Below are 20,549 nucleotides of genomic sequence, written 5' to 3' on the forward strand. Positions count from 1 at the left end.
GCTTTTCATCTTTTGCGTGAGTGTTGTAGGCCGGAGAGGCGGATGCAGACGGTCTATTTTCCCGTGTCTGACGAGATGCAGAGAAACACGGTCCGTTGGCTGCTCCGGTTGTACCAGTAATGGGATTCACCGGCGTCATAGAAAAGTGATTGGCCCATCGTGAGTATCGACAGTTCTCCGCCGACTTCCACGGTGAGCGTGCCTTCCAGTACGTAGACAAATTCCTGTCCGGCGTGGGTGATGGGCTGGCCGCCGTTTTGGCCGGGCTCCAATGTAACCTGCATCGGCATGAAGTCTGGCGCGCTGAAGCCAGCTGCAAGATTTCGGTAATGAACACCATAGGCTGCGATGCGTTCGGCCATGATCATGTTTCCGTCCCCGGCTTGGCCGCCGTTTTCCTCCTCGAAAAAATGTCCCGGGCTGACCCCGAGTGCCACCGAAATCTTCTTCAGAGATTCCAGCGTGGCGGAGGTTTTACCGCGTTCAAGCTGAGAAAGGAAGCTGATGGAGAATCCTGATTGCTCTGCAACCTGCTTCAAGGTTTTCTGTTTGTCCTTGCGGATTGATTTGATTTTCTGACCCAGTGAACTGTTCATTGACCGCTCCCCTAATTTTCAAAAAACTATATTGACACCGCTTTCATTCTCGCCTAAGATAGTAGCATAAATTGAAGTGACACTTCAATTGAAGTCATGCTTAAATCTGGAAAAGGGGATTAGGGGGAATTCATATGAAAGACAAGGACATGAGGCGCGTGCTGATTGCCAGCCTGGTCGGGAGCTCCATCGAGTGGTTTGATTACTTCCTGTACGGAACGGTCGCAGCGCTCGTCTTCAATACGATGTTCTTTGTTGCGGAGGATCCGTCAATCGGATTGATCCTGGCCTATGCATCGTTCGCGCTGTCATTCTTTATCCGTCCGCTCGGCGGCGTGATTTTCAGCCATATCGGGGACCGGATCGGCCGGAAAAAGACGCTTGTTTTGACACTAAGCCTGATGGGGGTTGCTACGTTCGCAATGGGGCTTCTTCCGACGTACTATGCGATTGGCATCTGGGCTCCGATTCTTCTCATCACGCTCCGTCTGATTCAGGGTCTTGGTATCGGCGGGGAATGGGGCGGCGCGATGCTGCTCGCGGTGGAGTATGCGCCAAAGGAGCAACGTGGCTTTTTCGGTTCCGTTCCGCAGATGGGCGTCACCATCGGGATGGTGCTCGGTACGCTAGCGCTGTCTGTCATGACACTCCTACCGGAAGAAGCATTCATGAGCTGGGGCTGGCGTGTGCCGTTTCTGCTGAGTGCGCTGCTCGTTGTTTTCGGACTCTGGATCCGGAAAGGCATCGAAGAGACGCCATCGTTCAAAAAGGTTCAGGCGGAAGGATCCGCCCCGAAAGTGCCGCTTGTCCACACCCTCAAGCATCACTGGCGTGAAGTGCTGATCGCGGTCGGTGCGAAAGTGGTTGAGACTGCTCCGTTCTACATTTTTGGGACATTCGTCGTATCTTATGCGACGACAAATGTCGGCCACACGAACAATGAAGTGCTGAATGCCGTCATGATTGCGACCATCATCACGACGATCCTCATCCCGATCATGGGCAAGCTGTCCGACAAAGTCGGCCGCAAGCCGCTGTATGTTTGGGGCGCAGTCGGCATGATCGTGTTCGCCTTCCCGTACTTCTGGATGTTGCACGAAGGGTCCAATATCATGATGTTCCTCGCCACCATTATCGGACTGGGCATCATCTGGGCGCCGATCACTGCCGTACTCGGCACGATGTTCTCGGAAATCTTCTCTGCGGAAGTCCGCTACACCGGCATCACGCTCGGTTATCAGATCGGCGCAGCGGTTGCTGGGGGAACCGCTCCGCTGATTGCAACGACACTTCTACTGCAGTTCAACAACTCCTACATCCCCGTTGCGCTCTACATCATTTTCACGGCGGTCGTTTCGCTCGTTGCCATCTGGGCAGTACGCGACCGCAGCAACCAGCAGCTGGATGAAGAGACGGAGGTTCTTGACGCCAAGGGGAAGCTTACAGAAAAGCAGTTTGTCTGAGTTCGTGAAGGAACAGCATGCAGGAAAAACAAAGGTGGGTAATGCGTTTTGATTATCATGAATGAACAGCAGATCTTGGAAATGTACGGAATGGAAGATGCCATCCCAGATGTAAAGGCGACGCTTCATTCTCTTGCGGACGGGAAAATCGAAAATCCGATCCGCACGGTCATCGAATTCCCGGAACGGAGCGCATCGGTGCTGTACATGCCATGCGCGGACCTGTCGGAAGGAATCGCGGCGAACAAGACGGTGACAATCTTCCCTGAGAACCCGAAAACAAATGGGCTGCCGACCACTCAAGGCGTTGTGCTCGTGACCGATGCCACAGACGGCCGTCACCTGGCGATGCTGAACGCATCGTTCCTGACGCGGCTCAGGACCGGAGCGATGAGCGGTCTGGCGACAGACCGACTAGCCAGAAAAGAGGCATCGGTCCTTTGTGTGATCGGAACCGGAGGCATGGCATACGAGCAGGTGCTCGGCGTGCTGGCTGTCCGTGAGATTCGGGAAATCCTGTTGGTCAATCCGACGCGTTCGAAGGCGGAAGCATTCGGCGAGCGGCTAAGAAGGGAAGGGCGGATCTCGGCTGACGTATCGATCGAGATTGTCGATGATGTCGATGAGGCGGTAAAAAGGGCGGATGTCATCAACTGCGCAACACGCTCCGAGACGCCGGTATTTGACGGTGAAACAATCCGTCCGGGTACGCATGTGAACGGGGTCGGATCCTATCTGCCGCACATGCGGGAAGTGGACGAGACATTTATTCGCCGCTGCTCGAAAATCATCGCGGATGACCTGCATGGCGTGAAAGAGGAAGCGGGAGAACTGATTCATGCCGACCGCTCAGGAGCCTGGTCATTTGATGAACTCCACGGGGAGCTTGTGCACCTTGTGACCGGACAAGTATCCGGCCGAGAAACCGAAGAAGAGATCACTTTCTTCAAATGCGTCGGCGCCGCTTATTACGATCTGGCGGTGGCCAAGGGCGTCTACCGCAAGGCGGAAGCAGGCAGGCAAGGCGTACAGGTTGAGGTATAAGTAGGAATGGGCCGGCAGCGATGCCGGCTTTTTGCTGCACTGGAAGTGTACGCTTACCGCAGACTGGCGTCGTAAAAGCCGCGGCTTTTACAATGATGTATTTAGTGATTTCAGTGACGCGGCATGTGGTTGCCTGCTGCGTTTCTTGATTCGCTCCTGAAGTTTCGTCATTCAATGAGAAGTTGTCTGCGAATGACGAAACCGGCGGCGTGAACGATGAAACTGAGCCCATGAATGACGAAACTGCACCCTGCCTGGTTGGATTATTGACATTGGGATGGTCAGTGTCCTCCGGTGCAGATGGTCACATGAAAAAAGCGATGCCACGCGGGCATCGCTTTTTCATGTGCAGACTTCAATGGCCTGTCCGCAGTATAAGATTTCATCCGTTCACCGGATCGCCGGTTGTTTGTTCATCGCAAGATCTCCGGCGGCTTTTGCGCGGATCCTTGTGGCATTGCCCGGCAGGTAGGATAGCGGAACTTCTTCCAAGTCAACAATGATGAGGGATTCGGTGTCGGCGCCGGCTTTGGCGGCTTCTTCGAAGGCGAGCCGCTTGGCTTCCTCGAGAGCGGCTTCGCGCCCGATTTCGTCGACGAGGAAGATTTTCTCGACTTGACCGCTGACTTGTGAGATGGCAGATCCAATGGCGTTGGCCACCCCTGCATTTTTAGGTCGGATCACTTCCGAAGCGCCTTTCAGACGGGTTGGAAAGAGGATGCCACCGCCGCCGACAAGCATGACCGGTACAGGATCCGCGCTGGTCTTCATTTTGTCGATGGTTTCTTCGACCATTTCGACCATGCGGGCGTAGACGGCTTCCAGGAGACCGCGGTCCAGGTGTGCCACCTTGTCGCGATCCCCGAGATTGATGACTCCGAGTGCGGCTGCGACATCGGTGGCCGTCAGCGTATCGCCACCGAAGATGAGACTTTTTTCATTCAGACGATGGCCGACGGACTGTGGACCGATTTGGAAGGAGCCGTCGCCTTCCAGGCGGATGATCGTCCCTCCTCCGAGACCGATCGCCGCAATGTCCGGCATGCGAAAGTTCGTGCGGACTCCGCCAATCTCCACTGCAAGGGAAGATTGGCGGGGGAATGAGTCGACAAGGACGCCGACATCCGTTGTCGTACCGCCGACATCGACGACGAGTGCATCCGGTCGGTCAGTCAGGTAGGCTGCGCCCCGGAGGCTGTTTGTAGGACCGCAGGCAATCGTCAGAATCGGATATTTAACGGTGTACTCGACGGACATCAGTGTGCCATCATTCTGGCCGAAGAAAATTTCTGCATGAATGCCTTCCTGTTCAAGCGCCTTGACGAATCCGTCAGCGGTGGAGCGCGCGACATTGACGATGGCAGCATTCAGGATGGTTGCGTTTTCGCGCTCGAGGAGTCCGACGCTTCCGATTTCACTTGAGAGGGACAGGGCGACATCCGGCCCCATTTCTTCGCGAATGATTTCCGCTGCGCGCTCTTCATGTACGGCGGAGACAGGGGAAAAGACGGAGGTGATAGCGACGGAATCGACCTGTCCGTTCAGTTCCCGTCCAATCGCGCGGATTTTTTCTTCGTCCAGTTCCGCAATTTCTCGCCCGTCGAATTCGTGGCCCCCGCGCACGATGTGGGTATGCTTGCCCAGAATCTCCCGCAGGTCGTCCGGCACGCCAACAAGCGGTTTGATAGCGAGTGTCGCAGGGGCACCGATTCGGATGATTGCAACCTGGTTCAAGCGCTTTCGCTCAACGATGGCATTCGTGCAGTGGGTTGTGCCGAGCATGGCATGGCGGATGTCCGAAACCGGCACTCCCGATTTTTCGACGACTTGGCGCATGGCCGAATAGATTCCTTTGCTGACGTCCACTGTCGTCGTTGCTTTGACGGACGCGATGACCCGATACGCTTCATCCAAGATAACGGCATCGGTATGGGTTCCGCCGACATCAATTCCAAGACGGTAATTTGTCATTTTGTTATTCCTGCTTTCGCGTTTAGTTGTTCAATCGGTGTGAAGTCTGTGTCGTAGCCGAAATAGCGCGGGCCTGCGGTGGCGATTCCCTTCTCGGTGCGCCACTTTTCATCGCATGGTATGCCGATGACGGTGCAGCGTGCGCCGTAGCGCAGTCCTTCCGTCGTGATCGGCATACCGGTCTCGGAATCCACGACGGCGATCAGGTCAGGCGTCACACAACGGACTTTGCCGTCAACTTCGCATAGTAGATGTTCGTTCTGGAAGTGGAGACGGCAATCGGATCCTTTGTTTTTGTTCAGCCCGTCGATTGTGGCGGTGCCTTTGGCGAAGCCGCCTTCCGTTCTCCGGTTGATATCGGTCACTTTACCTTCAAAAAGGGCGGTGCCGCCAACGAGTTCAAGTACGTCTTTAATCGGGTTGATGTTCTGCTTCATTGCTTCACGGACGGTCCTGCCGATCTCTTCTTCAAGCGTCAGGATGTTTTTGATGGACGCTTTTTTCACAAAATGGCCTTCCATGGGATAAATTGCATTCATGACGGAGCCGCCCATCTCGACTGTTACGCTTCTGGCGATCCGTTCTGCCCATACGCTGTCGATTGTGTTCAGCAGGAGGCTGTTGCCTTTTTCATCAGACAGGACCATTGGTGTGGCGGATGCGCCTTCCAGGTAGAACGTGACCATCTGAAGCTCCGGGAATGCACGTCCCATCCCGTCCGCGTCGATGACCGGAAGACCGATCTGCGCGGCAAGGGCAAGCGGCAGCAGGGAGTTGACCCCGCCCGCCTCGATCGGCATAGTAGCGTAAATCTCTTGACCGAGGAAGTCCTTCAGTGACTTGAAAGCGGCGAGTGCCTCATGGCCGCTCGGAATCTTCTCGACCATGACCGTCGGGGCGCCCATCATCGCCGACGGGACGATCAGTGCGTCGTCCGGTACTTCATCCAGGCTGAGGAGTCGGATCGGCCCGTTCTCCTCGACCGCCTGGATCGCCATCAGTTTGCCGATATAGGGGTCGCCGCCTCCTCCGGTGCCCAATAGCGCCGCACCGATTGCAATATTCTCGATTTCTTCTTTTCCGATCAGTCTCATTTGATGCTCCCCCTTTGGTTGGACAGGGCGACAACTGCTGGTGCCCCCTGCAAAAACTTATTGAAGATGAATTGGAACACGCATGCAGCAAGGAATGCGTCGAATCCCGAAGCGCCTGTGAAGGTGAACAGGCCGAAGCCGTTCGGTGCGGGCGCCGTCATAAAGGCAACGAGGGCAGCCATCACCCACACTGCGGCGCTGCCCCAGTTGACCGGGACGTTGTCGGCAAGGTTTTCGAAACTGTATTTCTTTTTATTCATCAGATAATCGACGACGTAGATGCCTCCGATTGGCGGGATGAGCGCACTCAGGAATATGAGGAACGGGATGAAGTTCTCGTAAATTCCGCCGACCGCCATCCCGGTGCCAATGACGCCCGCCACGATTGTCAGGATGTACTTCGGCACGCTCTGGAAGATGACGGAGAAACCAAGCGCCGAGGAGTACAGGTTGTTGTCATTCGTCGTCCACTGCGCAAGGATGAGGATGAGCAAGGCACCAGTGCCCCAGCCGAGTCCGAGCATGATTTCCACGATATCTACCTGTGTCGTCGCTTTGGCGAGAAGCGCGGCAATGATCAGGACGATGCTGAATCCGACAAAGAATCCGACGAACGAGGAGATTACTGCATCCTTCACGGATTTGGCGTAACGCGAAATATCGGGGCCGATAATTGCGCCGACTGCAAGTGAACCGATGATCAGGGAGATGGCCACACCGACACTCAGCGGATCACTCGCAAGCGGGGCGGCGGCAACTTCAGAAAGGTCCCTGCCGTTCATAACTTTCATGAGTGAGGCGATGAGCAGCGCGGCCAGGAGCGGAACTGCGAACAGACTCAGTTTCTCAATGGCTTTATAGCCGATAAACGCGGTGGTCGTCATGAGAACACCGCCAAGGATGACCAGCAGTTTCTGGTTGACGTTCCAGCCGAACACGTCAAACAGGATGCTCTGCAGGCTGGAGCCAAAAAGATCAAGCTGTACACCAAACCACCCGAAAAGCGAGATGGCGACGATCGCGGAAACGGCAAAGGAGCCATAGCGGCCGAGCGCGAACATTGAGACGAATGGGGTGGAGAGCCCGGTTTTCGCACCGACCGTGCAGCACAATGCGGACAGCACGGCGAGGATGAAGCAGCCGATGAATGTAGCAATCAGGGCATCACCCATCGCCATGCCTGCCCCCAGAGCGCCGCCAAGTGCAGTGGCCGAGAGCGCAACAATGCCGCCGATCCAGACGATGGATAGTTTGATCCAGCCCTTTCTCTTGTGTTGCGGAACTGGTTCCCGCTCGTAGTCCTCCACCAATTGATTATTGAATCGGTTTTCCATCTGAATTCCCTCCTTTTTAATTGTGTTTTTTCTGAAGTGCCGTGAATGAAGCTTGCAGCATCTGTTCGGCCATCCGCAGCTGGAAGGCCAATTCATTAGGACTGAAAATGTTGATGCTCCAGAAAATGCCGTTGGCAAGAAGAACATATTGACCGATCACCGAAGTGGCCTCGGAATCGGTAATGTCGGGGAAGTCTCTGCGCAGCGCATCGTTCAGTGCATCCGCCAGCCAGATACTGAAGCTACTGAAATAATCGTCCAGCTGCTTCTGGAAGTCCGGCGTCGGCGGAGAAATAACAAGTGAGATATAGGTCGCCATCTCGTCCCTGTCTCCGGCATGGTGATCGACGGTCGTCCGGAGCATGGCGGCAAAGATTTTCTCGACAGGCTCATCGGTATGACGCTGAAGGGTCTTGCGCATCGCATCATTGTGCCGGGCCAGGGTTCGCTTGAACACCTCCCGGAACAATTCTTCCTTATTCTTGAAGAAGAAATAGATCGACGCAGGCTTGATACCCACTTCTTCGGCGATCTTCCTCATCGACGCCCCCTGATAACCGTGCTTTGCATAAAGCTGAAGAGCTGCCTGCAATAATAACTCTTGAGTCATTTATTCACCGCCTAACGAGTGTTAGGTGAAATTATAATATGATATATTACAGAAAGCAATAATATTTCAGAAAAAATAAATTGAATAAAATTTTCTTTCTTATTGTGTGCGCTTACATTTAAATGTGGTGGCTGAGTTTGAAGAATGGCACAGATGCGATTTTCATACGAAAAAAAGCGATGCCGCGCGGGCATCGCTTTTTCGTATAAAGGAGTGAGTGTGAAGATGTCCGAAGGTGGCCATCCGCCGGCACTCCTCCTCAAAGCACTTTCTCAAGAAAGTCCCTCGCACGGTCGGTCTTCGGATTTCCGAAGAATTCGTCCGGTGTGCCTTCTTCGACCAGTTTGCCCTGGTCGAGGAACAGGACGCGATCGGCGACTTCGCGGGCAAAGCCCATCTCGTGGGTGACGACGATCATCGTCATGCCGCTTTTCGCAAGGTCTTTCATGACGTCGAGCACTTCCTTGACCATTTCCGGGTCGAGGGCGGATGTCGGTTCGTCGAACAGCATCAGCTTCGGTTCCATGGCGAGTGCACGGGCGATGGCGACGCGCTGTTTCTGACCGCCGGACAAGCTTGCCGGATAGGAATCTGCCTTTTCGGACAAGCCGACCCGCTTGAGGAGAGTGCGTGCTTTTTCCTCTGCCTTCGCTTTCGTTTCCCCTTTCACTTTCATCGGGGCATACGTCAGGTTGCCGAGGACGGTAAGGTGGGGGAACAGGTGAAAGTGCTGGAACACCATGCCGATTTCCTGGCGCGCGGCCCGGATGTCGGCTTTTTTGTCGGTGATGTTGAACCCGGCGATTTCGACGGTTCCGCCGGTCGGTTCCTCCAGCTTGTTCAGGCAGCGGAGGAACGTTGATTTGCCGGAGCCGGACGGGCCGATGACGGCGATGACCTGGCCCGCATCGACATTAGTCGAAATGCCCTTCAGGACCTCCAGGTCACCGAATGATTTGATGAGTCCTTTAACGGATATCACTTGCCTTCAGCCTCCTTTCGATTTTGCGTCCGATAAGCGTGAGGATCATGACGAGCACCCAGTAGATGAGTCCCACAAAGAGCAGCGGCTCGAACTGGCGGTACATGCTGGCCCCGACGACCTGCGCGCGGCGCATGAGATCCAGGTAGCCGATCGTCGAAACAAGTGCGGATTCCTTCGTGAGGGTGATGACTTCGTTCATGAGCGCAGGCAGGATGTTTTTGAATGCTTGCGGCAGGATGATGTCCTTCATCATTGCTCGGTACGGGACGCCGAGCGCCTGTGCCGCCTCGACCTGGCCTTTGTCGACCGCCTGGATGCCGGCACGGATGATCTCGGAAATATAGGCTGCGGAGTTCAGCCCGAATGCCGTGATGGCCGACAAAAACGGAGTGATGTCATAGCCCGTCAGCTGTGGGACGGCAAAGTAGATCAGCATCAGCTGAAGGATCAGCGGTGTACCGCGGAAAATGGATGTATAGGCGATTGCGAATGCCCGGAGAGGAGCGGGACCGCTGATCTTAAACAGGGCGAGCAGTGTTCCGATCAGTGCACCGATCAGAAGCGCGACCGCGACAAACTTCAACGTTACCCAGATGCCTTCCAGCATATAGGGGATATAGGGGGTCATCTGCGTAAAATCTAGATTCATGGTGGATTCAACTCTTTTCTGTTGTCCCGGCCATGCGGGAAGTTGGATAGGAAAAGGGGCTGCCGGAAAAGCGGGCAACCCCTGCCAGTTGGCTTATTCCTGGTCGGACAGCCACTTGTCCTTGAGTTCCTGAAGCGAGCCGTCTTCTTCCATGTCGGCAAGTACTTTGTTCACGTCTTCGACGAGTTCGCTGTCTTTCGGGAAGGCGACCGCCATGCCAGGAGAGCTTGTTGTCGGATCGTCGAATCCGCCAAGGCCCTGTTCTTCGACGTGTCCGACCGCTACGGATTTATCCATATAGGCGGCATCAATGCGTCCTGTTTTCAGTTCCTGGATAAGCAGGAGGGAGTTGTCGAGCGCTTTGAGTTCAAAGTTGATCCCTTCATTCTCCTTCAGGCGCTTCGCCCCGTCTTCCTGGATTGTGCCCAACTGGACGCCGACCGTTTTGCCTTCGAGGTCTTCGATGGTTTTAATGTCGGAATCCTTGGTGGTGACGAAGAATTCACCGGAGCGATTGTACTCGGTCGAGAAGTCAACGTTCTGTTTTCGCTCATCCGTGGCGCTCATGCCGGAGAGAACCATGTCGACGCGGCCTGTGTTGAGGGCGCCGATCAGGCCGTCGAACTTCATGTCATGAATCTCCAGCTCATAGCCGAGTTCGTCTGCGATGTGGTTGGCAAGATCAATATCAAACCCGATTTCCTTGCCGGCTTCGTCACGGAATTCAAAAGGAGGGAAGTCAGCGGACGTACCCATCTTCAGGACTTTTGTTTCGGCGCTGTCCCCCGATTTGTCCGCCGTGTCGCCGGATGTGGAATCCCCGCCCGAGCCGCAGGCTGCCAGGAAAAGTGCCGCGGATGCGACCGATGCGAACAGTGCTTTCTTGAGCATGTATAAAACCTCCATTGGTTGTATATTTATTAGTTTAGATGATTATAGACTGTTAGACCCAGTCTGTAAAGTGCAAATTCATGCAAAAAAACCGATTTCTTTAGAGAAATCGGTTGCAGACCTATAGAGGGCAGGTGGAACGTACTGACTTCTGATGAGACGTTAACATACTGCATTGAGACGATTTACATACCTGATTGAGACGCTAACATACCGCGGCCTAGTCTCTGGGCTCTCCGACCAGAAGCTCCAGCTCTACGGTGATTTCCGCTGACTCGCGGTCGAGAAACTTTCTGGCCGCTTCCGGATCCGGTGACCAGGAAAGCGGGGTCATGCGCACCAGACCCTCAAGTTGCTCGCGCTCGAGATGGACGGAGTACCGAAGCGTTACCGTCTCCGTACGGCGGAAATGCCGGTCGAACAGTCCGATGGTTTCTTCATTGGAATACGTTTGCCGCTCATCCGAATAAAGGGCTTCCCGGAGCTCCCGCAAATAGCCGGCACCGGGCACGGCCTTGATGAGTCTGCCTCCTGGAGCAAGCATCCTCGTGAATTCTTCGTAATTGGACGGCGAAAGGATATTCAGAATGACGTGGATAGAGTGATCTGCAAACGGTGACTGTGCCAGGTCGCCGACAAGCCAGACCGCATCCTGGAAATCTCTTGCCGCGAGCTGGACGCCTTCCTTAGCGATGTCGAGCCCCGCTCCGATCACGTTCAATCCGCTCAGCTCCTCCAGGATCCGGTGAAGGTGCGTACCTTCGCCGCAGCCGATATCGGCAATGACGCCCGGCACACCTGAGGGCAGGGACATCTCCCGGACCAGATCCGCCGCCGTTTTGTGAAACGGGGCATACAGCCCGCTGTCCATCATGATCCTTCGTCTTGCCTCAAATAGTTCTTTATCGTAATGGCCGCCTGCCGGCCGGGTCAGCACGTTTACATAGCCCTGCTTTGCAAAGTCGAATGAATGGTTTTCCGGGCACAGCAGCCTGCCTTCATCCTCGACGCTGACCGGTTTTCCGCAGACCGGGCATTTCAGCGCATGTACAATCCGCGCGGCACGCCGGGCGCCCTCAATTCGTTTTGACACGACAACACCTTCTTTTGCTTACAAAATTGCTTGAGCAATGATTTTATCAAGTTTCCGGATATCTACACCCCGTCCGAGATTGATTTTCATCTTTCCGGCACGAGTCCAAAGTTCGATTTCCGCATTGAAGTCAAGCTTACCTGCATTTTCAGTTGAATACATATTAATGGAGTTGAAAGGGATCGTATAGACTTCGACTTTTTTACCGGTTAAACCTTGTTTGTCGGAGATGATGAATCTCTTATTCGTCACGACTGCGACATCCCTGACCGTTTTATAGGCAACAACAGCTTCTTCTCCATCAATCAGCAAATTCTCTACGTCATCGGGAATTGCTACTTCCTGTGAAAATGTCCATGCAAGCATACCACTCAGATCAGCCATTTTTGTTCCTCCTTATATACACAGAATATTTCCTCTATCATCTCATAACCGGTAAAAAAGGCCAACGACTCGAATGCACATTAGGTGATGTGAGAATCAGTCATATTTAAACTATCGTAACGGTTTCCGCTTCAGAGCCTGGGGTAGAAGTAATAGGTACAAAGAAGAAGGTTTTTTCAAAATCAGAGGAGTTGGGGACATGTTTTTGGCATGGAGAGAAATCAGGCAAAGTAAACTCCGGTTTGCTCTTGTAACGGCCGTTCTGCTGCTAGTGTCATATCTCGTATTCTTCCTGTCAGGTCTGGCATCGGGTCTGGCGGGCCTGAACCGGGAGGCGGTCGATAAGTGGCAGGCGGATGGCATCTATCTGACTGATGAGTCGGATAAGAGCCTGACGCAGTCAATGATGGAGGCTGACCTCGCCGATGAGGTCGTGGCGGATGAAACGGCGGTGCTCGCCCAGACGAATCTGATTGCCGATAATGGAGTTGCGAAGAGCGGTGTCGCCCTGTTCGGCATCCGCCCGGATGAATTCATCATGCCGGAGCCGACCGAAGGCGACGAGTTCTCGGATGAGTTCGAGGTGATCGCGTCGGACAGCCTGAAGGAGGAAGGGTTCTCCGTCGGGGATGAGCTGGACCTTTCCGGATCCGAAGTGATGCTCACCATCACGGGATTCACGGACGAGGCCCGTTTTAATGCAGCCCCGGTACTATATATGAATCTGGAGGATTTTGAAAAGGTGCGTCCGGGTGCCGCGGCACTGGCCCAGCAGGAAGGGAGCGCTGAGAATCCTGACGGGCAGCCCGCAGAGGACGACCAGGGACTACCCGGGGAAACAGTGGAACAGCCGGAGATGGTGAATGCAATCGTCGTCAAAGGCAGCCAGTCCGATGAAGTACCGGATGATCTTGAATATTTGGAGTCTGAAACGTTCATCGAAAACCTTCCGGGCTACACCGAGCAAAATTTGACACTGACATTTATGATCTACTTCCTGTTCGCCATTTCGGCGGCAGTTGTTGCGATCTTCCTGTATGTGCTCACAGTACAGAAGATCAGCATGTTTGGAGTCATGAAGGCGCAGGGCATCTCGAGCGCGTATCTGTCCCGGTCAGTTATCGCGCAAACGTTCATCCTGGCGGTCATTGGCGTGCTGTTCGGCTTCGGCCTGACGGTGCTGACAGGTCAGTTTTTGCCGGCGGCCGTGCCGGTGTCATTTGACTACGGCATGATGGCGATTTACGGAGCCGTCCTGATTGTCGTGGCAATCTTCGGGGCGCTTGTGTCGGTCTGGACGATTGTGAAAATTGATCCGCTGGAGGCGATCTCGGGATGACGGGACATGTATTGAAGATGGAAGATGTGACGAAAACGTTCGGCTCGGGAAGAACGGAAGTCCGGGCATTAAAGAAAACCTCTCTGAATGTGAGCCGCGGCGAAGTGATTGCGATCATCGGGCCATCAGGCTCAGGGAAGTCGACACTTCTGACGATTGGCGGCGGCCTGCAGGGCCCGACTGAGGGAGAAGTGCGGATTGCCGGCGAGCGGATCACCGAACTCGGGGAAAAGGACCGCTCCAAAGTGCGCCTCGAGCATGTCGGGTTCATCCTCCAGTCCTCCAATCTCGTCCCGTTCCTGACCGTTTCCGACCAGCTGAAGCTGCTGGATAAGGTCAAGAAGGGGAATATGTCCAAGGAGGAGCGGGATGGTCTTTTGGAGGAGCTCGGCATCACCAAACTGACGAATAAGTATCCGAACGATCTGTCGGGCGGTGAGCGGCAGCGCGTCGCCATCGCCAAGTCGCTCTACAGCAACCCGTCGCTCCTGCTTGCCGACGAGCCGACCGCGTCGCTCGACTCGGACCGGGCGTTCGAGGTGATGAAGCTACTGAAAAGCGCGGCGGTAAAGAAACATGCAGCGACGATTGTCGTCACGCATGATACCCGGCTCACTGACTATGTGGATAAAGTCTATAAAATGGTCGATGGGGTCCTGCATCTCGAATCCGACAAAGGCGGTGCGGGACTGCTGGAGGAAAATCGGACGGACTTCCTGGAGAAAGGCGGGAATGACGATGGCATTTGACTATGACCTGGATTTCGCTACGATCGATTTCAGGGAAAGACCGGATCTGTACCGGGTGGGCAGGGGCGAGCAGGGCGTTCTCCTCGTGGAACCGTACAAAAGCGAGCTTCTTCCTCATTGGCGGTTCCGGACGCCGGACATTGCCAAAAAGTCCGCCGAGACGCTTTATGAAATGTTTGAGGATTACCGGAAAGACGATGACTTTGTCGGCATGGATATGGCGCGCAAATTCATCCAGATGGGCTATACGAGGGCAAGGCGCTACACCAACTATAAGGGCGGCCGGAAGTATAAGGAGGACGGGACGACACACGAGCGGACCGAGGATCAGGTAAAGGCCGAATCCGCAGCCATCTTCAAAGAATACTGGGACCGGATCCGTGAAGAAGAGGACTATCTCGGGCGCAAAAAAGATCATCAGAAAAAATACGGATAATTAATCTGCATAAATGGACCGATTCTCCCCATACTGAATGTGATTACTGAAAGGATGGGGGATTCGCCAATGGGTGTCATGAGTGACAATCCGAAAAATGAACCGCTGCATTATGGTGAAGTTGTCGGTATCTGGGCTTACGTTGCCGCGAACAATGGCTTGGTCAGTATGTACGAGGCATTTGTGAATCATGCGGGCGACAAGGAACTGATCGGTGTGATCGAGGATTCAATCAAGATGATGAAGTCCGAAAATACATCAATCGAGAAGATCCTGAAGGAAAACGGCGTCACACCGCCGCCGGCACTGCCGTCCCGCGGGAAAGCTTCTTCCGAGGACATTCCGCCCGGCGCAAAATTCGCGGACCAGGAAATTGCCGCAATTCTCGGCGTCAACGCCGGACAGGGACTTGTATCCTGCAGTGAAGTGATGGGCCAGTGCAGCCGCGAGGATGTGGCGGCGCATTTTGCCCGGTTCCATGCTGACCGCGCCACTGCGGGAGCCAGGCTGCTCCGTCTTACGAAGCAGAAAGGCTGGCTGATGACGCCGCCGCTCCACCAGCAGAAAAGCAACTGAACAAAAAGCGCTCCGCTGATGCGGGGCGCTTTTGTCATTCCCTGGCTGCCACCGGATTTCCAAAAGAAGGAAAGTGACAAGATTCGTTTCTTAGGGAGGATTTTCGACGGAATCTGTCAAAAGAGTCTGGATAGAAAGAAGGGATGTCTATGGAGTTGAACTATCACCCGCTTGGGGACGGGGCAATCGTTGTAACTGCCGGTGAGTCGATCAGTGAAGAATCCACAGCAATGGTGCGGGCGATTGCCGAAACCATCACCCGGGCAGAGATTCCCGGTGTGTCCGACGTGATCCAGGCTTACATTACGGTCACGGTCTGCTATGAGGCTGATGGAGGAATGACTTACAGCGCAATGGAGAGGAAGTTGCGTGAACAATTGTCGGATATCAGGCCGGCCGGAAAAGGAGATGGCCGTACCGTCGAAATCCCCGTTTGTTACGGTGGCGAGTTCGGGCCTGACCTTGCATTTGTCGCGGAACACAACGGACTGACCGAGGAAGAAGTCATCCGGATCCACTCCGGCACTACATATGACGTAAAGATGATCGGTTTCGCCCCCGGGTTCCCTTTCCTGGGCGGAATGGATGAACGGATCGCAGCCCCGAGGCGGCCGTCGCCAAGGCTGGAGATACCGGCCAGGACAGTCGGGATTGCCGGTGCACAGACCGGTGTTTATCCGATCGGAACGCCGGGTGGATGGCAGCTCATCGGCAGGACGCCGATCGAACTGTTCCTGCCTGACGAAGAGATTCCGAGCCTCCTCCGGCCGGGGGATCAAGTCAGGTTCAGTCCGATCTCAACCGATGAATACTTACAGATGGAGGCTGACCGTCATGCTCATGATTGAAAAGCCGGGCCTCCAAACGTCCGTACAGGATTTGGGTCGCCCGGGTTTCCAGCAATTCGGGGTGGTCGCGGGCGGCGCGATGGATACATATGCACACCGGGTAGCGAATCTTCTGGTCGGAAACAGTGAAACATGCGCCTCGATTGAAGCGGCACTTGCCGGGCCAACCATCCGCTTTGAGGCGGACAGTCTGATTGCATTGGCCGGCGGGGACCTGTCGCCGGGTATTGATGGGAAACCTGTCCCGATGTGGAGGCCGATTGCCGTAAAGGCTGGAGCGGTCCTTACATTCGGACAGCCGGTCTCGGGCTGGCGGGTTTATATTGCAGTCGCCGGCGGAATCGATGTGCCGGAAGTGATGGGCAGCCGGTCGACTTATACAAAAGCCCGCATCGGCGGTCTGGAAGGCCGTTGTCTCGAGAAGGGCGACACGCTTCAGACCGGGAAGCCGTCTATTCTCGCAAAGCATTGGGCGGAGAAAGCCTTGTCCAAAGCCGGCGACCGAAAATTCTGTGCCGCGGACTGGTCCGTCTCGGATGAACTTGTTCCGCGTTACGGAAATGAGGCGGAAATCCGGATGATGAAAGGGCCGCAGCATCACTGGTTTGATGGAGAAAGCAGGTCACTGTTCTTTAACGGAACGTTCACCGTCTCTTCCGAATCAGACCGGATGGGCTACAGGCTGAAAGGCGAGACGCTCCGTCTATCCGAGCCGCGAGAGCTTCTTTCGGAAGGCGTCGTGGCCGGAGCGGTCCAGGTGCCGTCTGGCGGAAGCCCGATCCTGCTTATGGCGGATCGGCAGACAACCGGGGGCTACCCGAAGATCGGCCAGGCGGCAACGGTCGACCTTCCGCTTGTCGCCCAGATGAAGCCGGGGGCAAAGCTGCGATTCAGGGAAGTGTCCGTCGAAGAGGCCCAGCAGCTGCTGATGCAACAAAAGAAAGAACTCGCAGAACTGAAATTGGCCATTGAGCTGAAAATGAAAGGGGTATAAACATGGATTATCAAGTAGACCTGAACTGCGATTTGGGAGAATCGTTCGGTGCCTATACGATGGGGAATGATGAGGAGATCCTCGATCTCATCACAAGTGCGAACATTGCCTGCGGCTTCCACGCGGGCGATCCTTCGGTCATGAAGAAAACGGTACGGATGGCACTGGAAAAAGGCGTCGGCATCGGTGCCCACCCCGGAACGCCTGACCTGGCCGGGTTCGGCCGGCGAGCCATGGCGATTTCAGCGGAAGAGGCGTATGACCTCACGATGTACCAGATCGGCGCGCTCGATGCGTTCATCCGGGCAGAGGGAGGCGTGATGCAGCACGTCAAGCCGCACGGCGCGCTCTATAACATGGCGGCAAAGGACATTTCACTGGCGGAGGCGATTGCGGAGGCGGTGTATGCGGTCAATCCTGAACTGATTCTGTTCGGCCTGTCGGGCAGCGAACTGGTCAGGGCCGGAGAGAAAATTGGCCTCCGGACCGCAAGCGAAGTCTTCTCGGACCGGACGTATCAGCCGGACGGATCACTCACGAACCGACGGGAACCGAATGCGCTAATCACGGACCCGGAAACTGCAGGAGCACAGGTGGTCCGGATGGTCAAAGAGGGCAAGGTGCTGACAGTCGATGAGACGGACTTTGCCTTGAGGGCAGATACTGTCTGCATCCATGGCGACGGGGTAACCGCACTCGAGTTCGCCCGGCGGCTCAAAGGCCTGCTGCCCGATGAAGGGGTCCGGGTAGAGAAAATCGGCAGCCGATTTTCATGATTAGGAACAGGCAGATCCAAGAGAAAGAGCGAATCATGCTTCATTCAGGGGGAAACAAATGAATCAGACATTAGAGAAAAAACAATTGCGTAGTGTCATGCTCGGTGCCGCGTTCCTGATGGCCACCTCGGCCATCGGACCGGGCTTTCTCACACAAACAACGGTATTTACCGAGCAACTGTTGGCCAGCTTTGCGTTCGTCATCCTGATTTCAATCGTAATCGACATTGCCGCGCAGCTGAACATCTGGCGGATCATCGCCGTCTCCGGCAAGCGGGCGCAGGACATTGCAAACGATGTACTGCCCGGCCTCGGCTATGTGCTGGCATTGCTTGTCGTGATGGGCGGTCTCGCCTTTAACATCGGCAACATCGGCGGTGCGGGACTGGGTGCGAATGTGCTTTTTGGCATTGATCCGAAAACAGGTGCCATCATCAGCTGCGTTCTCGCTGTCGGCATCTTTGTCGTCAAGGAAGCGGGCCGCGCCATGGACCGGTTCACGCAAATTCTGGGCTTTGTCATGATCGCCCTCACGCTTTATGTGATGTTCACCGCACAGCCCCCATACGGGGAAGCGGCACTGCGGACCGTTGCACCACTCGAGTTGGACATTTTGGCGATCGTCACGCTTGTCGGAGGAACAGTCGGCGGTTACATTACATTCGCGGGCGGCCACCGGCTGATTGATGCCGGCATCAAGGGGAAAGAATACCTGCCCGTCGTTACCAAAAGCGCGGTCACTGCCATCGGGGTCGCCTCGCTTATGCGAATCCTTCTGTTTCTTGCCGTCCTGGGTGTCGTCTCGCAAGGGCTGAAACTGGATCCGGGTAATCCGCCGGCATCCGTCTTCCAGCATGCGGCAGGAAACATCGGATATAAGATCTTCGGTGTCGTCATGTGGTCCGCAGCAGTGACATCCGTCGTCGGGGCTGCATATACGTCCGTTTCCTTTATCCGTTCGTTCAGCCCGTGGATCGACCGGCATGCCAAGAAATTCATCATAGGGTTCATTCTGATTTCGACCCTCGTCTTTGTCATTGTCGGACAGCCGGTTAAGATCCTTGTGCTGGTCGGCTCACTGAACGGCCTCATCCTGCCGCTTGCGCTCGGCGTCATGCTGATTGCCGCCTACAAGACGAGCGTTGTCGGGGATTACAAGCATCCGGCTTGGCTGACCGTTCTCGGGATCATCACGGTCATCGCAATGGCTTTGATGGGCGGGTATTCCCTGATCAACGGGATACCGCAGTTGTTTAAGTAATCGGATAAAATTTTCTGAACCTGATTGACGGGACAGCCCCTGTCTTGGTATTCTGTTTTTACCAACAACGGAAAGCAGGTGATGTGAGATGGCTAAAGTGGAGATTGCAATGCAACAATCCGGTCGGCCTGGACTCACACGCCTGCGGGGCGCGTTTTGACGCGTTCTCCTGTTTCGCGTGCCTGAGAACCTCCACAGCCGCCGGATTGCCGGTAAGCTGTCGGAGGTTTTTCTTATGGTCACGGACAAACAGGAGGAAATGAATTTGAATATGACCCAATTTGGTTTTAAAGATCCGTTCAAGGCTCAGGCGGAGAGCCTGATGGCGACACCTGAGTTTTCCCGGTGCATTCCGGGCCGGGTGGTCCTTGAACACAAACGGATGTACCGCGTTGTGACGGAGCAGGGGGAGTGGCTGTCGACTGTTTCGGGCAGTTTTGCGTTCCATTCGGCCGGACGGATGGATTTCCCGTCAGTCGGGGACTGGGTGCTCGTGGAGCAGATGCCCGGCGAGGAGAAAGGAATCATCCATGCGCTGCTTGACCGGACTTCGGTCTTTACACGCAAGGAAGCGGGGCAGCGGGTGGAGGAACAGATCGTCGCGGCGAATGTGGACGTCGTCTTTCTTGTCATGAGCCTGAATGCCGACTTTAACGCCCGCAGGCTGGAGCGGTATCTGGTGGCGGCCTGGGATTCGGGCGCCAGGCCGGTGATCGTGCTGACGAAAAAGGATCTTTGCGACGACCCTGCTGATTATTTGGATGAACTCGGAGACGTCGCATTCGGTATTGATACGGTGCTCGTGAGTGCTGTGACCGGGGAAGGGCTCGACGAAGTCCGCGCCTTTTTCGGTGAAGGGGTGACGGCCGCGCTTCTCGGCTCCTCCGGTGCAGGCAAGTCCACACTTACGAATGCGCTGTCGGGCAAGGAAACGATGGCCGTGCAGGACATCCGGGAAGACGACGCGAAGGGACGACATACGACGACCCATCGCGAACTGATCCCGCTGCCGGGCGGTGCCTGCCTGATCGATACACCGGGCATGAGGGAACTTCAGCTGATGGATCAGGGCGATGGGCTGGATTCCGGATTCCGGGACATCGACGAGCTGGCGGAATCCTGCCGTTACCGCGACTGCGGACACGGTAAGGAACCGGGCTGCGCGGTCCGGGAAGCGGTCGAGGAAGGCCGGCTGCCGGAGGACCGGCTAGCCAGCTACTTTAAGCTCCAGCGGGAAATCGCCTATATTGAACAGAAATCCGATGCCCGTGCCAGGATGGCAAGCGCAAAGCAGCGCAAGGACCTGACCAAGGCCGTGCGCCGCGCACAAAATCAGAAGAAACGATGAAACGGATGCCCCCGAGCCGGGGCATCCCAGACTGTAGACAAAGCGGACCCAGAAGAAGTCTTTCTGGGTCCGTTTTGTCATTTTTATGGATATAACGCGTGTCTGGTC

At 55.3% G+C, this 20,549-nt stretch carries 21 protein-coding genes; 11 read left to right on the forward strand and 10 right to left on the reverse strand.

Going from position 1 to position 20,549, the window contains the following annotated elements:
• Positions 1-53: 53 nt before the first annotated feature.
• Positions 54-596, reverse strand: a complete 543-nt coding sequence (locus tag KHA84_RS06705; protein ID WP_213422751.1) for a helix-turn-helix domain-containing protein — start codon at positions 594-596, stop codon at positions 54-56.
• Between the two features lie 134 nt (positions 597-730).
• Between KHA84_RS06705 and KHA84_RS06710 the strand changes: the two genes are divergently transcribed.
• Positions 731-2,059, forward strand: coding sequence for an MFS transporter (locus KHA84_RS06710; RefSeq protein WP_213422752.1), 1,329 nt, complete (start codon positions 731-733; stop codon positions 2,057-2,059).
• Between the two features lie 48 nt (positions 2,060-2,107).
• Positions 2,108-3,103, forward strand: a complete 996-nt coding sequence (locus KHA84_RS06715) for an ornithine cyclodeaminase family protein (RefSeq protein WP_213422753.1) — start codon at positions 2,108-2,110, stop codon at positions 3,101-3,103.
• Between the two features lie 390 nt (positions 3,104-3,493).
• Here the strand turns inward: KHA84_RS06715 and KHA84_RS06720 are convergent, their stop codons facing one another.
• The 9 genes from KHA84_RS06720 to KHA84_RS06760 form a co-directional block, all read right to left on the reverse strand.
• On the reverse strand, positions 3,494-5,074 hold the full coding sequence (locus KHA84_RS06720; protein ID WP_213422754.1) for a hydantoinase/oxoprolinase N-terminal domain-containing protein: 1,581 nt from the start codon (positions 5,072-5,074) through the stop codon (positions 3,494-3,496).
• On the reverse strand, positions 5,071-6,168 hold the full coding sequence (locus KHA84_RS06725; protein ID WP_213422755.1) for a DUF917 domain-containing protein: 1,098 nt from the start codon (positions 6,166-6,168) through the stop codon (positions 5,071-5,073). Before KHA84_RS06725 ends, KHA84_RS06720 begins: the two co-directional genes overlap by 4 nt.
• Complete coding sequence (locus KHA84_RS06730) at positions 6,165-7,502, reverse strand: cytosine permease (protein WP_213422756.1); 1,338 nt, start codon at positions 7,500-7,502, stop codon at positions 6,165-6,167. The genes KHA84_RS06725 and KHA84_RS06730 overlap by 4 nt, the downstream gene beginning before the upstream one ends.
• A gap of 16 nt (positions 7,503-7,518) precedes the next feature.
• Complete coding sequence (locus KHA84_RS06735; protein ID WP_213422757.1) at positions 7,519-8,112, reverse strand: TetR/AcrR family transcriptional regulator; 594 nt, start codon at positions 8,110-8,112, stop codon at positions 7,519-7,521.
• Between the two features lie 259 nt (positions 8,113-8,371).
• Complete coding sequence (locus KHA84_RS06740) at positions 8,372-9,094, reverse strand: amino acid ABC transporter ATP-binding protein (protein WP_213422758.1); 723 nt, start codon at positions 9,092-9,094, stop codon at positions 8,372-8,374.
• Positions 9,081-9,746, reverse strand: a complete 666-nt coding sequence (locus KHA84_RS06745) for an amino acid ABC transporter permease (RefSeq protein ID WP_092094760.1) — start codon at positions 9,744-9,746, stop codon at positions 9,081-9,083. The genes KHA84_RS06740 and KHA84_RS06745 overlap by 14 nt, the downstream gene beginning before the upstream one ends.
• 93 nt (positions 9,747-9,839) lie before the next feature.
• Positions 9,840-10,637 (reverse strand): ABC transporter substrate-binding protein, encoded by a 798-nt coding sequence (locus tag KHA84_RS06750; RefSeq protein ID WP_213422759.1) that lies wholly within the window; start codon positions 10,635-10,637, stop codon positions 9,840-9,842.
• A gap of 220 nt (positions 10,638-10,857) precedes the next feature.
• Positions 10,858-11,730 (reverse strand): putative RNA methyltransferase, encoded by an 873-nt coding sequence (locus tag KHA84_RS06755; protein WP_213422760.1) that lies wholly within the window; start codon positions 11,728-11,730, stop codon positions 10,858-10,860.
• Positions 11,731-11,748: 18 nt separating this feature from the next.
• Positions 11,749-12,114, reverse strand: coding sequence for a PH domain-containing protein (locus KHA84_RS06760; RefSeq protein WP_157293720.1), 366 nt, complete (start codon positions 12,112-12,114; stop codon positions 11,749-11,751).
• Positions 12,115-12,313: 199 nt separating this feature from the next.
• Here KHA84_RS06760 and KHA84_RS06765 point away from each other — a divergent pair, with 199 nt between their 5' ends.
• From KHA84_RS06765 to rsgA, 9 genes are all read left to right on the forward strand, one after another.
• Entirely contained in the window at positions 12,314-13,453 is a 1,140-nt protein-coding gene (locus tag KHA84_RS06765; RefSeq protein ID WP_213422761.1) for an ABC transporter permease, read from the forward strand.
• Positions 13,450-14,202 carry an ABC transporter ATP-binding protein gene (locus tag KHA84_RS06770; RefSeq protein WP_213422762.1) on the forward strand — a complete coding sequence of 251 codons (753 nt, stop codon included), beginning with the start codon at positions 13,450-13,452 and terminating at the stop codon, positions 14,200-14,202. Before KHA84_RS06765 ends, KHA84_RS06770 begins: the two co-directional genes overlap by 4 nt.
• On the forward strand, positions 14,192-14,638 hold the full coding sequence (locus KHA84_RS06775) for a DUF4385 domain-containing protein (protein WP_213422787.1): 447 nt from the start codon (positions 14,192-14,194) through the stop codon (positions 14,636-14,638). Before KHA84_RS06770 ends, KHA84_RS06775 begins: the two co-directional genes overlap by 11 nt.
• Positions 14,639-14,707: 69 nt before the next feature.
• Positions 14,708-15,214: a DUF3231 family protein gene (locus KHA84_RS06780; RefSeq protein ID WP_213422763.1), complete on the forward strand. Its 507-nt coding sequence runs from the start codon at positions 14,708-14,710 to the stop codon at positions 15,212-15,214.
• 149 nt (positions 15,215-15,363) lie between these two features.
• Entirely contained in the window at positions 15,364-16,062 is a 699-nt protein-coding gene (gene pxpB, locus KHA84_RS06785; RefSeq protein WP_213422764.1) for a 5-oxoprolinase subunit PxpB, read from the forward strand.
• Entirely contained in the window at positions 16,049-17,056 is a 1,008-nt protein-coding gene (locus KHA84_RS06790; RefSeq protein ID WP_213422765.1) for a 5-oxoprolinase subunit C family protein, read from the forward strand. Before pxpB ends, KHA84_RS06790 begins: the two co-directional genes overlap by 14 nt.
• Positions 17,057-17,058: 2 nt before the next feature.
• Positions 17,059-17,832: a LamB/YcsF family protein gene (locus tag KHA84_RS06795; RefSeq protein WP_213422766.1), complete on the forward strand. Its 774-nt coding sequence runs from the start codon at positions 17,059-17,061 to the stop codon at positions 17,830-17,832.
• Between the two features lie 58 nt (positions 17,833-17,890).
• Entirely contained in the window at positions 17,891-19,093 is a 1,203-nt protein-coding gene (locus KHA84_RS06800; protein ID WP_213422767.1) for an NRAMP family divalent metal transporter, read from the forward strand.
• Positions 19,094-19,358: 265 nt separating this feature from the next.
• A complete protein-coding gene (gene rsgA / locus KHA84_RS06805) occupies positions 19,359-20,441 on the forward strand; it encodes a ribosome small subunit-dependent GTPase A (RefSeq protein ID WP_213422768.1) in 1,083 nt (360 codons plus the stop codon).
• Positions 20,442-20,549 lie beyond the last annotated feature (108 nt).

It is taken from the genome of Bhargavaea massiliensis, assembly GCF_018390575.1.
Classification (GTDB): Bacteria; Bacillota; Bacilli; order Bacillales_A; family Planococcaceae; genus Bhargavaea; species Bhargavaea massiliensis.

Bases quoted from the DNA above. Each gene is read 5' to 3' on its own strand.
- KHA84_RS06705 (WP_213422751.1), bottom strand. From the start codon at position 596: ATGAACAGTTCACTGGGTCAGAAAATCAAATCAATCCGCAAGGACAAA.
- KHA84_RS06710 (WP_213422752.1), top strand. From the start codon at position 731: ATGAAAGACAAGGACATGAGGCGCGTGCTGATTGCCAGCCTGGTCGGG.
- KHA84_RS06720 (WP_213422754.1), bottom strand. From the start codon at position 5,074: ATGACAAATTACCGTCTTGGAATTGATGTCGGCGGAACCCATACCGAT.
- KHA84_RS06725 (WP_213422755.1), bottom strand. From the start codon at position 6,168: ATGAGACTGATCGGAAAAGAAGAAATCGAGAATATTGCAATCGGTGCG.
- KHA84_RS06730 (WP_213422756.1), bottom strand. From the start codon at position 7,502: ATGGAAAACCGATTCAATAATCAATTGGTGGAGGACTACGAGCGGGAA.
- KHA84_RS06735 (WP_213422757.1), bottom strand. From the start codon at position 8,112: ATGACTCAAGAGTTATTATTGCAGGCAGCTCTTCAGCTTTATGCAAAG.
- KHA84_RS06745 (WP_092094760.1), bottom strand. From the start codon at position 9,746: ATGAATCTAGATTTTACGCAGATGACCCCCTATATCCCCTATATGCTG.
- KHA84_RS06750 (WP_213422759.1), bottom strand. From the start codon at position 10,637: ATGCTCAAGAAAGCACTGTTCGCATCGGTCGCATCCGCGGCACTTTTC.
- KHA84_RS06760 (WP_157293720.1), bottom strand. From the start codon at position 12,114: ATGGCTGATCTGAGTGGTATGCTTGCATGGACATTTTCACAGGAAGTA.
- KHA84_RS06765 (WP_213422761.1), top strand. From the start codon at position 12,314: ATGTTTTTGGCATGGAGAGAAATCAGGCAAAGTAAACTCCGGTTTGCT.
- KHA84_RS06770 (WP_213422762.1), top strand. From the start codon at position 13,450: ATGACGGGACATGTATTGAAGATGGAAGATGTGACGAAAACGTTCGGC.
- KHA84_RS06775 (WP_213422787.1), top strand. From the start codon at position 14,192: ATGGCATTTGACTATGACCTGGATTTCGCTACGATCGATTTCAGGGAA.
- KHA84_RS06780 (WP_213422763.1), top strand. From the start codon at position 14,708: ATGGGTGTCATGAGTGACAATCCGAAAAATGAACCGCTGCATTATGGT.
- pxpB (WP_213422764.1), top strand. From the start codon at position 15,364: ATGGAGTTGAACTATCACCCGCTTGGGGACGGGGCAATCGTTGTAACT.
- KHA84_RS06790 (WP_213422765.1), top strand. From the start codon at position 16,049: ATGCTCATGATTGAAAAGCCGGGCCTCCAAACGTCCGTACAGGATTTG.
- KHA84_RS06795 (WP_213422766.1), top strand. From the start codon at position 17,059: ATGGATTATCAAGTAGACCTGAACTGCGATTTGGGAGAATCGTTCGGT.
- KHA84_RS06800 (WP_213422767.1), top strand. From the start codon at position 17,891: ATGAATCAGACATTAGAGAAAAAACAATTGCGTAGTGTCATGCTCGGT.